General features: G+C 66.4%; 10 protein-coding genes. 2 read left to right on the forward strand and 8 right to left on the reverse strand.

The window, feature by feature from the left end:
- Positions 1-86 precede the first annotated feature (86 nt).
- The 6 genes from ACW176_RS00205 to ACW176_RS00230 all read right to left on the reverse strand — a co-directional run bounded on the left by ACW176_RS00205 (position 87) and on the right by ACW176_RS00230 (position 10,446).
- A complete protein-coding gene (locus ACW176_RS00205; RefSeq protein ID WP_492110417.1) occupies positions 87-1,514 on the reverse strand; it encodes a glycoside hydrolase family 30 protein in 1,428 nt (475 codons plus the stop codon).
- Positions 1,514-3,802, reverse strand: a complete 2,289-nt coding sequence (locus ACW176_RS00210; protein WP_492110418.1) for a beta-glucosidase — start codon at positions 3,800-3,802, stop codon at positions 1,514-1,516. The genes ACW176_RS00205 and ACW176_RS00210 overlap by 1 nt, the downstream gene beginning before the upstream one ends.
- A gap of 23 nt (positions 3,803-3,825) precedes the next feature.
- The gene (locus ACW176_RS00215; protein WP_492110419.1) at positions 3,826-5,355 is read right to left on the reverse strand and encodes a tryptophan halogenase family protein; all 1,530 of its coding nucleotides are present in this window, start codon (positions 5,353-5,355) and stop codon (positions 3,826-3,828) included.
- Between the two features lie 112 nt (positions 5,356-5,467).
- Entirely contained in the window at positions 5,468-8,320 is a 2,853-nt protein-coding gene (locus ACW176_RS00220) for a TonB-dependent receptor (protein ID WP_492110420.1), read from the reverse strand.
- Positions 8,321-8,457: 137 nt separating this feature from the next.
- On the reverse strand, positions 8,458-9,507 hold the full coding sequence (locus tag ACW176_RS00225) for a LacI family DNA-binding transcriptional regulator (RefSeq protein ID WP_419317949.1): 1,050 nt from the start codon (positions 9,505-9,507) through the stop codon (positions 8,458-8,460).
- A 411-nt stretch (positions 9,508-9,918) separates the two neighbouring features.
- Positions 9,919-10,446, reverse strand: coding sequence for a gamma carbonic anhydrase family protein (locus ACW176_RS00230; RefSeq protein ID WP_492110421.1), 528 nt, complete (start codon positions 10,444-10,446; stop codon positions 9,919-9,921).
- A gap of 296 nt (positions 10,447-10,742) precedes the next feature.
- On the opposite strand from ACW176_RS00230, the gene ACW176_RS00235 reads away from it, so the two are divergent.
- Both ACW176_RS00235 and ACW176_RS00240 read left to right on the forward strand, forming a co-directional pair.
- The gene (locus tag ACW176_RS00235; protein WP_419317955.1) at positions 10,743-11,546 is read left to right on the forward strand and encodes a PhoH family protein; all 804 of its coding nucleotides are present in this window, start codon (positions 10,743-10,745) and stop codon (positions 11,544-11,546) included.
- A gap of 88 nt (positions 11,547-11,634) precedes the next feature.
- A complete protein-coding gene (locus ACW176_RS00240; RefSeq protein WP_492110422.1) occupies positions 11,635-13,623 on the forward strand; it encodes an OPT family oligopeptide transporter in 1,989 nt (662 codons plus the stop codon).
- Positions 13,624-13,845: 222 nt separating this feature from the next.
- Here ACW176_RS00240 and ACW176_RS00245 read toward each other — a convergent pair whose 3' ends face one another.
- Both ACW176_RS00245 and ACW176_RS00250 read right to left on the reverse strand, forming a co-directional pair.
- Positions 13,846-14,529 (reverse strand): GNAT family N-acetyltransferase, encoded by a 684-nt coding sequence (locus ACW176_RS00245; protein WP_492110423.1) that lies wholly within the window; start codon positions 14,527-14,529, stop codon positions 13,846-13,848.
- Positions 14,530-14,559: 30 nt separating this feature from the next.
- Positions 14,560-14,766 carry a DUF3126 family protein gene (locus ACW176_RS00250; protein ID WP_419317960.1) on the reverse strand — a complete coding sequence of 69 codons (207 nt, stop codon included), beginning with the start codon at positions 14,764-14,766 and terminating at the stop codon, positions 14,560-14,562.
- Positions 14,767-14,846 lie beyond the last annotated feature (80 nt).

Raw genomic sequence — 14,846 nt, forward strand, 5'->3', positions numbered from 1 at the left:
CCGGCTCGGTCTCGATGATCTTCGGATGCGCCGGACGCGGCCGCGACGGCAAAGGCCCCGGAACAGACCGGCTCAGGACCGCAAGGCTACCAGACCAGCGTCGCTGCGGACCGCGCCGGGATCGTCGCCCTGAACCGGCGACCACCGTCGGCGACAGCGAAGGCGGATGGGGTTTGACCGCCGTTGAGCACGATCAGGACGCGCCCGCCGTCGCGGTTCAGGAACGCCACGGTCTCCAGATCGCCGACCTTGGCGGGCGATCCGATGCGAACGGCGCCGGGCTTCACAAAGCGGCTGGCGTGACCAAACGCGTAGTACTCCTGGTTCCGTTCGACGGCGCCGGTACGGCTGTCGATGGTCACCACGCCGCGACAGTCTCCGCAGCCGCCGGCGTGCGGGCCATAGGCCTCATCCAGCGCCAGGTTCCACATCAGCACGCCGCGCGCGCCGCCGCGCGTCGAGCCGATGATCAGCTTGCTCATCATCCAGCTGAAGCTTTCATCGAACTTCGGCGACCACTGGCCTCCGGAGCATTCGGTGAAGAACACATCCTTGTCGGGATGGGCCGCCGCCACCTGGGCCTGGGCCGAGACGTCACCGCCGTAGCAGTGCCAGGCGACGCCCGAGACGACGGCCCGGGCCCGAGCGTCCGCCAGCACGGCCAGGGGCTGCTCGGGATGATCCCAGTTGTGGTCCCAGTCGAGGATGCGGGTCTTGATCCGCTCGCGCTGGAAGACCGGTCCCAGGTTCTCGCCGAAGAAACGGGCGCGATCGAGCGCCGACCAGCGCATGCCCGGATAGTTCTCCGGCTCGAAATCCGGCTCGTTCTGGATGCTGAGATAGTCGGTGGGCACGCCGACCTTGCCGGCGGCCTGAACATAGCGCGCGAAGAACTCGGCATAGACAGAATAGGCCTCGGACTTCAGCTGCCCCTTCACCAGCGAATTGGTGGTCTTCATCCAGGCCGGGGCGCTCCAGGGCGAGGCCATGACCTTCAGATCCCTATTGATCGCCAGCGCCTGGCGCACGGTCGGGAAGACATACTGGGCGGGCCGCGCGATCGAAAAGGACTTCAGATCTGGATCAGGCGCGCCGCCGGGCGCGTCGTCCAGACTGTAATGATCGAGCGAAAAGTCGGACGCGCCGATCGTCACCCGCGTGAAACTGAAGCCCAGACCGCCCTCGCCCCGCCCGAACAGCTCGCCCATCAGCTGGTCGCGTTGCTGAGGCGAAAGCTTGGTCTGGATCAGCCAGGCCGAGGCGTCGGTGATCGCCGCGCCAAAGCCGACCATGGTCTGGTGGCGCTCGGCGGCGTCGACGACGAGCAAGGGAGCGCCCGCGCTGTCGTCGACCTCCATGAAGGTCGACGGCCCTTGCTCGGCGAGCAACTGCGAGCGATCGCCCGTGGTGATCCAGGCCCCCGCCGTCGACGGACCGGCCTTGGGAAGCGCGGCGCAGCCGCCGAAGGTCAGGGCGATGGCCGCCAGGGCCGTGGCAAGGCCGGACCGGCGCATCAGGGCTTCCTTGACCAGGACCTCAGCTGGGCCTTGCCGGTCAGGGCGGTGTCACCCGCATGGCGGCCGACATAAAGAGGATAGGTTCCGGCGGCGATTGTCCAGCCGGGCTTGGCGACATCATAGTCAGCGAGAAGACGCGGCTCGACCTCCAGCGTGACCCGCCGGGTCTCGCCCGGCGCAAGGTCCACCTTCTGGAAGCCGGCAAGGCGCAGCATCGGACGGCGGGCGCCGGCCGTGACGTACAGTTGGGGCGTATCGGCGCCGGCGACCTTGCCGGTATTGGTCACATCGAAACTGACCTTCAGCCCGTCGCCGTCCTCGACCTTGAGATTGGCGTAGTCAAAGCGGGTGTAAGACAGGCCATAGCCGAACGGATAGAGCGGCTGCAGCGTCTGCTGGGCGTACCAGCGATAGCCGACGGCGGCGCCTTCGACATAGGTCACCGGGAAGCCCTTGATCGGTCCGGCCGTCTGACCGGCGCGGCGAGCGTCGTCGATGACGGCCTGCTCGGCGAAGCCCGGCGCGCTGGCGCGCGGCGCTTGTTCGGCGGTCCTGGGGAAGGTCATCGCCAGACGGCCCGACGGATTGACCTCGCCAAACAGCAGGCGGGCGATGGCCTGGCCGCCGCGCTGACCCGGATACCAGGCCTGCAGCACCGCGCCGACGCGGTCGAGCCAGGGCATCAGCACGGGGCCGCCGGTCTCCAGCACGACGATGGCGTTCTTGTTGGCGGCCGAGACGGCCTCGATCAGGGCGTCCTGGCTTTCGGGCAGGGCGATGGAGGGCGCGTCCTGGGCCTCGGTCTGCCAGTGCCAGGCAAAGACGATCGCGACATCGGCGTCCCTGGCCGCCGCCGCTGCGGCGGCGGGGTCCTTGCCGTCGACATAGATCACCTGGGCGTTGGGCGCGGCCGCCTTGATCGCCTCCAGCGGCGACGAGGCATGCCAGGTGACCCGGACGAACGACGCCGCCTCCCCGCCGTTCAGCGGGATCTCGACCGGCGCGCCGCCCACGGACCGCACCTGCGACGAGCCGCCGCCCGAGATCACACCGACATCGGCATGGGCGCCGATCAGCACGATCTTCCGGGCTGTCCTGGCCAGCGGCAGCAGATGGCCGTCGTTCTTCAGAAGCACCGAGCCCCGCTCGGCGACCGCCTGGGCGACCTGGGCATGGGCGGCATAGTCGATGGGCTGGGCGGTCGTCGAGATCGGGTTGTCAATCAGGCCCGAGGTGATCACCCCGTGCAGGATGCGGCGGACCATGTCGTCGACGCGGGCCTGACTGACCTCGCCCCTGGCCACGGCAGCCTTCAGGTCGTCGCCGAAGAAGATCTGGGTGTCCAGTTCCTGACCCGACTGCTGGTCGAGCCCGGCCAGCGCCGCCTTGGTGGTGCTGTGCACCGCGCCCCAGTCCGACATCACCCAGCCGGGATAGTTCCAGTCGCGCTTGAGCACCCTGTTCAGCAGGTGGTCGTTCTGGCAGGCCCAGTCGCCATTGACCTTGTTGTAGGCGCACATCACCGAGGCGGGATTGCTCTTCTCGATGGCGATCTGGAAGGCCAGCAGGTCGCTCTCGCGCAGGTCGGCCTCGTCGATCTGCGCGTCCATCACGTGGCGGCCGGTCTCCTGGGCGTTGAGGGCAAGGTGCTTGATCGTCGAGACGATGTTGTTGCTCTGGACACCCCTGATCTGCGCGCCAGCCATCTCGCCGGCCAGCAGCGGATCCTCGCCCAGATACTCGAAGTTTCGCCCCGCCCACGGGTCGCGGGTCAGGTTCACGCCGCCGGCCAGCAGCACATTGAAGGTCTTGGCCCGGGCCTCGGCGCCGATCATGGCGCCGCCCCGATAGGCCAGCTCGGGCTCGAAGGTGGACGCCAGGGCCAGGCCTGACGGCAGGGCCGTGGCCACATCGCCCTTGCGCTGTTCGACCTGGTTGGCGACGCCCAGGCTGGCGTCGCTCTGGCGCAGGGTCGGGATCTTCAGGCGCGGCACGCCGGGCACATAGCCGGCCGAGGGGATCATGTCGGCCGCGACCGTCTTGGTCATCGGCGGGAACAGCCCGTGCAGGTAGCTGATCTTCTCGTCGAGGGTCATCTGCTTGACCAGGGCGTCGGCCCGGGCCCAGGCCGGGTCACCGGCGCGCGGCGCCAGCGGGGCGCTGTCCTGGGTTGGCATGACCTGAGCCATGGTCGCGGCAGCCGGCGTCAGGGCCAGCAGAGCCACGGCGGCTGTGGTCCGGCACAGGATCCGCAGGGCGGACAAGGGCTGGGCTGCGGTCGTCATGGCGATACTCCGTGGGCTACAATCTAGAGGGCGAGGGCTTTGGACTGGACCAGCGGCGGCGCGGGACAGGTCCGGGCGACGAACTCGGCGTGGCCGGGCATGAGGTTCACGCACTTGCCGATGACGGTCTCGATATTGGCCAGATAGCGGGCGATCTCGTCGTCGGACTGGACGCCGACCAGCGGGTCATGGCCGCGCGGGATGATGCCCTGGCCCAGGAACACCTGGATCCAGCTCTCCTCGGTGAAGAGCTCGTCGTCCTCGCGAAAGACCCGGCCGTTGGCCGAGAACAGATCCATCTTCCGCCGCAGGGTGTCCGGAATGTCCATGTCGCGGCAGTAGCGCCAGAACGGCGTGTCGTCGCGCTGCGTGGCCTTGTAGTGCAGGATGATGAAGTCGCGGATGCGCTCGTATTCGAAGTCGCTCTGGCGATTGAACTCGTCGATCCCGGCCTGATCGAAACCGGCGTCGGGCAGCAAGCGGACCATGCGGATGGCCGCAGACTGGATCAGGTGCAGGCTGGTCGATTCCAGCGGCTCCAGGAAGCCACTGGCCAGGCCGATGGCGACGCAGTTCTTGTTCCAGATCTTGCGGCGCTTGCCGGTCACGAACCGGATACGCAGCGGGTCGGCCCGCTGGGCCCCGTCGAGATTGTCCAGCAGGACACGCTCAGCCTCGTCATCGTCGATGTGCTGGCTGGAATAGACGTGGCCGTTGCCGGTGCGATGCTGCAGCGGGATCCGCCATTGCCAGCCGGCCGAGCGGGCGGTCGAACGGGTGTAGGGCGTGAAATCCCCGGAGCGGTCGCACGGCACGGCGATGGCGCGGTCGCACGGCAGCCAGTGCTTCCACTCCTCATAGCCGGTCTTCATGGCCTGCTCGATGATCAGGCCCCGGAATCCCGAGCAGTCGACGAAGAAGTCGGCGGCAATGACCTCGCCGTCGTTCATGGTCACCGACTGGACGAAGCCGTCCTCGGGTCTCAGCGTCACATCGACGATCCTGCCCTCGCGCCGCTGCACGCCGCGCGCCTGGGCGAAACCGCTGAGGTAGCGGGCATAGAGGCCAGCATCGAAATGGAAGGCGTGGGCGATATGGCCCATCGGCGAGTCGCCCATGTCCGGGCGGGCGCGCATGAACCGGTTCTGCAACGCGGCGGCCGTGTTGATCGACAGGTTCGAGAAATCGCCTTCGCGGCCCAGTTCCCGCATGCGCAGCCAGTACTGGTGGCAACGCAACCATCCCAGGTCCTGGCCGATGACGCCAAAGCCATGGATGTAGCTTTCGCCCTTGCGCCCCCAGTCCTTGAACTGGATGCCCAGTTTGAAGCTGCCCTGCGTGCCGCGCAGGAACGCATCCTCATCCAGGCCCAGAAGCTCGTTGAACTTCTTGATGGCGGGGATCGTCGCCTCGCCCACACCGACCGTTCCGATCTCCTCGGATTCGATCAGGACGATTTCATACAGCCCCTGGAACAGGCGCGCGCAGAGGGCGGCTGTCATCCAGCCGGCCGAGCCGCCGCCGGCGATCAGGATCTTCTTCAGCGGTTGCATAGCCCGCCTCCCATGAGGTTGAAGGTCGGGGCCGCGGGGAGCCGACTCCGACCTTCACCGGTTCTTGCCTGTGTGCGGACCGCTCCTGGAAGCCGTCCGCGCGATGTCAGGGTTAGAACCGATAGTTGACGCCGAACAGGATCTGACGGCCGTACTTTTCGTAGGTCTCGGGCAGGGTGGCGCCGCCGCTGGTGGTCGTGCCGCCGCCGTCGAGGCCCAGACGCGTGCGGTAGGGCGAGTCCGTCAGGTTGTTGACCTGCAGCAGGAAGCCCAGGTTCTCCAGCCGGCCTTCCTGGAAGGTGTAGCCGATCTGGGCGTCGACCTGCTTGTCGGCCAGGATCTCGGTGAAGCCTCGCGTGGCGAACAGCTGCACCACCTCGCCCTTGAAGGCGGAGCGATAGCGCTGGCTAATCCGCGCCTGGAAGCCGCCGCGTTCATAGTAGCCGGTGACGTTGTAGACCGTTCCCGACAGACCCGGGATGCGCACCTTCTGTTTCGGATCGGTGCTGGTGGTCGGATTGAGGTTCGACTCCGTCAGCGACAGGCTGCCCTGCATGCCGAAGCCCTTCAGCGGATCGACGATCTCACCCAGGTCAACCGCGCCGCTGAACTCCAGCCCCTTGACCTCGCCGCCCTTGCCGTTGGCCGGCAGGGTGATCTGGCCGATGTTGCTGATGACGATGCCTGGCGGGATCGCCGTCGCGGTCGACGGCAGCGGGATACCCGTGAAGTCGAACGTGCCGCTCTGCTGATAGATGTAGGTGTCGAGCTTCTTGTAGAACGCCGCCACCGACAGATAGGTCGCCGGACTGACGTACCACTCGTAGGCAAGGTCAGCGGCCTTGGCCATCCAGGGCTTGAGGTTCGGATTGCCACCGCTGGCCGACCACGGATTGACAGTCGTGCCCGGCGCGCAGGGCTGGCCGCTGCAGACCAGCGAATTGAAGCCCGGCGTCACATTGGCGCGCAGGTCGTCCATGCGCGGACGGGCCATGGTCTTGGACAGGGCGAAGCGCAGACGATGACCGCCGCCCAGGTCGTAGATCATGTTCAGGCTGGGCAGGACGTCGGTGTAGTCGGCCCCGTCCTTGATCTTGGTCGGGACGATAGGCTTGCCCGGCTCCAGGCCATTGATCACGACGCCGCTCGAGTCCTGCGACTGCTTGACCACCTGGACGCCCAGGTTGCCGCGCAGATCGCCGACCTGGAAGTTGGCCTTGGCGAAGGCGGTCGTGACCTCCTCGGTGATCGCCCAGTTCTTGTCGAAGTAGTTGGCGTCAAGGATCGGCGCGGCGTTGTAGTACTTCTTCCAGACGTCGCCGATCTTGACGCTGAGCACGCCGCCAAATCCGGCGAAGCCCAGCTGGGTCGGAGCGACCAGATCGCCGGCGTCCACGTAGACCTGCTGGCGGCCGTTCTTGAGGAACAGGTCGTTGTCCAGGACGGACTTGGTCTTTTCGCGCTTGGTGTAGTTCAGGCCCACATCGACGCCGGTGATGAAGCCGTCCATCTCGTGTTCAAGCCGCAGGTCCAGAGCCGACACGTCTTCCTTCACGTGCGGATAGCGGATCGCCCCATCATGACCCCAGCCGCCCCAGGGGGCGCGATCACCGAGGGTGACCTTGGTGGCGTCGGCGTAGTTCAGGCCTTCGTCATATTGCGAGAAGCCCTTGTCGGCGACCTGGAAGCCGATGGTGTCAAAGGTGCGCCCGACATCCGGAGTACCGGGCTTTACCCCGCCCACGCCCTGGCCATAGCCGGCGTAGGTTTCCATGATCTGTTCTTTGCGCTTGTTGGAAGAATAGGACAGATCCGCCAGCAGCGTGGTGTGCTCGCCCAGCTTGAACTCATTGTTCAGCCCGGCCGAGAACAGCTGGTCCTGGCGCTTGTTGAAGTCGTTGCGCAGCTGCAGAACGCCCCGGTTGAGGGTGCCGCTTTCGGCGAAGGTCGAACCGCCCAGCTGCTTGGTCTTGACGTTGGTGAAGGTGGCGTTGTCGGCCCAGCCGTTCGAGAACCACTGCGCGCCGCGCGTGGTCTCGTTCTGCTTGAAGGTCGAATAATAGAGGTCGAGGGTCGAGTGGATGCGATCGTTCGGCTGATATTCGAAAATGCCGATGGCGGCGTCGCGCTTGTTCAGGCGCGAGGTGACGAAGATCTCCTGGCCGTTCAGCATCAGGGCGTTGTCGGCGCTGTCGGGCGTGACGGCGAAGCCGAAAGCCTCATAGCCGTAGGCCTTGTAGTGCTTGACCTGCGAAGGCGAGTCGAGGTGCGCATAGCCCAGGGCCACGCCGATCGTGTCGTCGGCGAACTGGTTGATATAGCTGGCGCTGAAACGGCCGCCGCGATTGGCGACGTCGTCATTGAGCTTCTTGCCGGCCGTCTGTTCGCCGCGCAGGTTCAGGACCAGGGCGCGGCGCCCGTAGGCCAGCGGACGCACGGTGCGCAGATCGGCGGTGCCCGAGAGGCCCATGCCCGAGACCTGGGCGTCGGGCGTCTTGTAGATCACGACGCTGGACAGCAGTTCCGACGGATACTGATCGAACTCGACGGCGCGGTTGTCGCCGGAGCTGGCCTGCTGGCGGCCGTTCAGCAGGGTGGTGGTGAAGTCGGGCGCGAGGCCCCGGATCGAGATCACCTGGGCGCGACCATTGACGCGCTGGGCCGCCAGACCCGGCAGGCGGGCGATGGACTCGCCGATCGACACGTCGGGCAGCTTGCCGATGTCTTCGGCCGAGATCGCCTCGACGATTGAGGTCTCGTTCTTCTTGATGTTGATCGAGTTCTGGATGCCGGCCTTGATCCCGGTAACGACCACCGCTTCGACGGTGTCGGTGTCGGGCCTGTCCGGGACCTCCTGGGCATTGGCGATCGAGCCTGCCAGCGCCACGGTGATCGCAGCGACGGAGGCTGTGGCATAGAATCGACTGATCGACGGACGCGCCCGGCGCGTGATGCGGTTTCGCATAGCTCTCCCCTGAACTGCGCCCGTTGTGGCGGCGCTTCTTGTCGTTTTCACACCAACCGCCCGTCTTGAGCTAATTGGAAGCGCTTCCAATTAGCGATCCGTCGACAACGTTGTCAAGTTTGAAACAGAAACGGCGTTCAACGACCCGGCAGCGGCGCGGTTGTCTGTCGCGAAACGACCATATGGTCGAGAAGATGGAAGACGGGCTCGGACGCCAGATTGGCGCCGGTCAGACGGGCGACGAGAAGCTCGACGGCCCGCTGGCCGAGATCCTTCACCGGTTGATTCACCGTCGTCAGTGGCGGCCAGACGATCCCGGCGACCGGCGCATCGTCGAAGCCGGTGATCGACAGATCGCCGGGAATGCTCAGCCCCCGAGCGTGAGCGGCCGACAGCCCTCCAGCGGCCATGTCGTCATTGGCGCAGACCAGGACCGTCGGCTTCAGGGCGTGATCCAGCAGTTCCGGCGCCAGGCGGGTGCCTGACCGGAACGTGAAGTCGCCGCGAACCATGACATAGGCCTCGTCGCCAAGCCCCTGCTCGGCCAGGGCGCGCTTGAAGCCTTCCAGGCGGCGGTCCGCCGAAAGGTGTCCCTCCAGGCCGGCGATGAAGCCGAACCGACGATGACCCAGGCGCAGAAGCTCACGGGCCATGTCGTAGCCGCCGGCCTCGTCATCGATGCCGACGCTGTCCGCCCTGCCCCGCCCCATCCCGCCCGGCGACACCGCCACCACGCGACAGCCCAGGGCCAGCGCCGCGTCAATCAGTTCGACGTCATCGCTGTAGGGCGGCGAGAGGATCAGACCCTCGCAGCGCTGGGTCGTGATCAGGTCCATCACCCGCTTCTGACGATCAGGCGTATTCTGCGGCACGTTCTGGATCAGCACCTGGTAGCCCAGGGCCAGACAGGCGCGCAGGGCGCCAAGCTCCAGAGCGGACTCGTAGTAGGAATTGGGCTCCTTGTCGGGGTCGGACGCGAACACAAAGGCCAGCAGCCGGCTGGCGCCGCCCGCCAGGCTGCGCGCCTGGGGATTGACCTTGTAGTCCAGGCTTTCGACCGCCCGCATCACCCTGTCGCGCACCTCGTCGCGGACATTGGGCCCGCCGTTCAGGACGCGGGAAACCGTGACGCGCGCCACGCCAGAGACGCGGGCGACATCGTCAATGGTCGGCTTCTTGGATTTCAAGCGACCCTCCCGGAAGGCGCGTTCGGAAACGGGTGCGGAGAGCTTTGCAACAGCTTGCCTGAGGGATGCAAGCGGCCGCGCCTGCCGATCTTCCGCCGGGACATTGCACGGTCAAGTTTGGCTGACCACGGAACGAACAGGGTCAAGCGCGTCTCGATCCATCGCCAGGGCTGATCACCGAGGGCTTTTCGCCACAGGCGAGTTCACTGCGCGATGCAACCAAGTCGACGCTCACGCTTTAGGTTGAGTGCGGATCTGGTTGCCCCACCGGGTTCGCCTTCCGGCTTCGGCTGCAGGCGATCTGAGCGCCGGCGTCGAACGCCTGCCCCGCACGTGATGATTCCATGCGGGATCGAGAGCGCCGCTTCCGACTCCTCCCCCGACAGGAAGCGGCGCTCCCGAAGCCGCAGGTCAGACGGGCAACAGGTCGCGGTTGTAGCGCTTCCAGTTCTCGACATAGTGCAGAGCCGAGCCTTGAAGGATCAGAGCATGCTGCTCGCCGATCTCGCGCACCACCTTGCCGGGCGCGCCCATCACCATCGAATTGTCCGGAATTTCCTTGCCCTCGGTGATCAAGGCGCCGGCGCCGATCAGACAGTTGCGGCCAATCTTCGCGCCATTGAGCACGATCGCCCCGATCCCGATCAGCGAGCCGTCGCCGATGGTGCAGCCATGCAGCATAACCATGTGACCGATGGTCACGTTGGCCCCGATGGTCAGCGGCGCACCATGGTCGGTGTGAAGTACTGAACCGTCTTGAACATTGCTGTTCTCACCGATCTCGATCGGATCGTTGTCACCCCGAGCAATTGCGCCCCACCATATACTGGCATTTCTCTTCAGAATGACATTGCCCATGACCGATGCGGTCGGGGCGATCCAGTATTCGCCCGCCTCGGGAAGGATCGGGCTAGCGGCGCCCAAGGAATAGACAGTCATCCGTACACCCCATTTTCTTGAAATCGTCGCTTGATTAACATCTGAGAAACCACGTTAGCATCATCCTAGTCGGGCGATTCGAGGGGAGAAATCCCATCGATTCCCACCGGGGTCGATGTTCGGCCCCGGCTCCCGACGACGGAGATCAGGGTGTCGCTTTTGGCGTACAGGCGTTCTTCGGAACCACCGCCCTCTCGGTCCAGCACCGAGCCGCCCGTTGCGCACGCGTCTTCGTTCATCTCCTCCCCACCGCCAAGGACGACGCCACACGGCCTCGTCCTTTTTTTTATGCCTGAATGGAGGCTTTCATGACCAAGCGAGCCCTGAAGCGTATGGCGCGCGAAGGCGCGACCGAGACCGGCCACTATGGTGACGACGCCAAGGTGCGTCGCTTGCCGGTCGATATTCGGGAGCGAGGCAATGGCTGGTCGCCCCTCGGGCCCGACGGGGCCGCAAAGGGGCCGGAGCGGGATCAAAGTTACCTCAAGACCATAAAACCCAAGTCTCCCGGCCAGTCCGAGTTGATGGAGGCCATCGACAAGAAGAACCTGGTCATGGCGCTGGGCCCCGCAGGCACCGGCAAGACCTACATCGCCATCGCCAAGGCTGTGGAAGCCCTGGAAGCCGGCAGCGTGGCCCGCATCGTCCTGTCGCGCCCTGCTGTCGAGGCCGGCGAGTCCCTGGGCTATCTGCCCGGTGACATGGAAGACAAGCTGGCCCCCTATCTGCGCCCGCTCTATGACGCCCTCACCGACCGCCTCTCGACCCGGCGCATGCGCGCGCTGATGGCAGAGGGCGCCATCGAGATCGCACCCGTGGGCTTCATGCGGGGTCGCACCCTGAACAATGCCTTCGTGGTCATCGACGAGGCCCAGAACTGCACCTACATGCAGCTGAAAATGCTGCTGACCCGCCTGGGTTGGAACTCGACCATGGTCGTCACCGGCGACCCCAACCAGTCCGACCTGCTGCCCGGTATTTCGGGCCTGGCCGACGTGGCCGCCAAGTTCGAAGCGCTGGAGAACATCGGCGTGGTCCGCCTGGCTGACCGCGACATCGTCCGTCACCCGCTGGTCGCGGAGATGTTGAGCGTTCTGTGATTTCATAACAGCGGCTCAATCGAAGGCTTGAGTTTGGGGCGGTCGGACGTGCAAGGTCCGGCCGCCTTAACTGTTTCAGGACCGCCTCATGGCCGACGCCGCCGCCGTTCCACGCTCGGAATTCACCATTCGCGGCGTGCTGCTCGGGATCGCCATCACCCTGGTGTTCACGGCGGCCCAGGTCTATCTGGGCCTCAAGGTCGGCCTGACCTTTGCGACCTCGATCCCGGCGGCGGTGATCTCGATGGCGCTGCTGCGGGCCTTCAAGACCTCGACCATCCAGGAAAACAACATCGTCCAGACCATCGCCTCGGCGGCGGGCACCCTGGCCTCGGTGATCTTCGTCCTGCCCGGCCTGCTGATGATCGGCTGGTGGGCGCATGTGCCGTTCTTCACCACCTTCATGGCCTGCGCGGTCGGCGGCATTCTGGGCGTAATGTACACCATCCCCCTGCGCCGGGCCCTGGTGACCAACTCCAACCTTCCCTATCCCGAGGGCGTCGCCGCCGCCGAGGTGCTGAAGGTCGGCACCGGCTCGCGCGAAGGCGCCGCCGAGGGCAAGGCCGGTCTGGTCGCTGTCGCCGCAGGCACCCTGGCTTCGTCGCTGTTCGCCGCCCTGGCGGCCGCCAAGATCTTCGCCGGCGAGGTGGCCGGCTACTTCAAGGCCGGGGCCGGCGCGACCGGCTTGGGCGCCTCAAGCTCGCTGGCCCTGATGGGCGCGGGCCACCTGATGGGCATCACCGTCGGCATCGCCATGTTCGCCGGCCTGGCCATCGCCTGGGCCGTGCTGGTGCCGATCATGACCCACATCTTCCCGATGCCGGGCGCCAGCGCCGCCGACCACGCCCTGACGGTCTGGAGCACCAAGGTCCGCTTCCTGGGCGCCGGCGTGATCGGCGCCGCCGCGATCTGGACCCTGGGCAAGCTGATCGTCCCGATCTGGCAGGGCCTGGTTTCGGCCTTCGAGGCCGGCAAGGCCCGCCGCGTCGATGGCGCCGTGATCCCCCGGGTCGAGCAGGACATTCCGATCCTGATCGTCGGCATCGTCGCCACCGCCCTGCTGGCCCCGGCCGGCTGGGTAATGGCCCACTTCCTCAGCGGCGGGCCGCTGTCGGCCATCGCCACGCCGCTGATCGTCGCCGCCGTGGCCTATCTGGTGTTCGCCGGCCTGCTGGCCGCCGCCGTCTGCGGCTACATGGCCGGCCTGATCGGCTCGTCCAACAGCCCGGTCTCGGGCATCGCCATCCTGACCGTGCTGGGCGCCTCGCTGATGGTCGGGGCGATCGGCCGCACGACGATCGGACCGGACGTCACCACCGCCCTGGTCGCCTTCGCCCTGTTCGTCACCGCCATCGTCCTGGCCGTGGCCGTGGTCGCCAATGACAACCTGCAGGACCTGAAGACTGGCCAACTGGTCGACGCCACCCCGTGGAAGCAGCAGGTCGCCCTGGTGATCGGCGTACTGGCCGGCTCAATGGTCATTCCGGTGATGTTGGAACTGCTCAATCGCTCCAACGGCTTCACCGGAGCCCCCAATCTCAGCACCGTGGCCGGCGCCGAGAACCTCGGCGCGCCCCAGGCCACCCTGATCTCCACCCTGGCCAAGGGCGTGATGGGCGGCGTGCTGCCCTGGAACCTGCTGGGCATCGGCGCGGCGATCGGGCTGGGTCTGGTGCTGGTCGACATTCTGGTGCGCCGGTTCAGCGCCCAGCGCCTCAGCCTGCCGCCCTTGGGCGTGGGCCTGGCCATCTATCTGCCCAGCGCGGTGACCGCCCCCGTGGTGGTCGGCGCCGTAATCGGCTGGATCTATGAGCGCATGGTCAGCAAGGACCGCACCGCCGAGCCGGCAAAGCGCATGGGCGTGCTGGTGGCCTCGGGCTTCATCGTCGGCGAGAGCCTGTTCAATGTGGCCCTGGCCGGCCTGATTGTCGGCACAAACAACCCCTCGCCCCTGGCCGTACCCTTCGCGCCGCCTGAGCACACCGGCATGATCCTGGCCCTGGTCGCTGCGGCGGTCGTGATCCTGGCGCTCTACGGCTGGGCGCGAAAGGCGGCGGCGAAGACGGCTGAGGCCTAGGGCTGATCGACATTCAGTCCATCCCTCCCATTTTTCCCGTCATTCCGGGCCTTGTGCCCGGAACCCCTGGTTCAGCTCGCACGTGAAGCGCCAGCGAAGTGCGCGCGCACTTCGCCTCTCCCGCACCTGCGGCGGACAGAGGGGTTCCCGCCACAAGGGCGGGAATGACGGAGATTTATGGTTTGGGCTTGAGCATCCGGAATCTCTGAACCTCGATCCCGCCTAGGCCGCCGCCAGGATCGTGAACACCACCTCGCGCCGACCGCGATAGCCCAGCGATTCGTAGAGGCCGATGGCGGCGGCGTTGTCGGCATAGCTATGCAGAAACGCCTGCTCGCCGCGCGCCAGAATCCTGGCCGTCACCTCGCGCAGAAGCCGCGCGGCATAGCCCTTGCCCCGGTGATCGGGATGCACGCAGACCCCGCTGGCTTCGGTATGGCCCTCGGGCCGCATCCGCTCACCGGCCATGGCGACCAGTTGGCCGTCGACGCGCGCGCCAATGAAGCTGCCCAGTTGATGGGTGCGAGCGAAGAAGGGGCCGGGCTTGGTCAGGGTGGCCAGGGCCAGCATCTCGGCCGCATCGGCGTCGCCCAGCGGCAGCATCTGAAAGGCGACGTCCCAGGCTGGCGCGACGGCCTCGGCGACCATCTGCAGGCACATTGCGCTGGAGACGACCAGAGTCCCTGGAATGGGCGGCGGCGCGGCAAGCTCGACAAGGCCGCCGACACCATGCTCGACGACCAGGGCGCCCAGATCGGAAAGGGCCTCTATCGAGGTGTCGGCCGCGGCGGTGAACAGGCCAAACGCCGGCGCGACCCGGAGGGCCAGGCCCCGGCGGATCGCACGATCCGCCTGCCGGCCGGTGAAAGCCGACCAGACCGGCCGGTCGAGGACGTGCGAACTCATATCGCCCTGCCGGCCTGGCCTGTCGTGGTTCTAGTCGAGGTCTTCGGCCAGGATCGCCATTTCGAACATGAACGAGCCGTCCTCGTCCTCGTCCTGGAAGACGACGCCGATAAATTCGCCGGCCACTTCGACCTCGGCGGAATCCTTCTGCTTGGGACGGGCCTTCAGCGCGATATGCGGGTTACCGAAGGTGCGCTTCAGGTGCTTTTCGATCTTGGCGATGGATTCAGCGTCCACGGGGAGCTCCTGTTTTCTCGTTGAGCGCCGTGGCGCATATTGAGGCGAACCTAGCGTTCCGCGCCGGAGTCGCAAGCCGC

The sequence above is a fragment of the Caulobacter sp. FV1ye13L genome, from assembly GCF_058681155.1.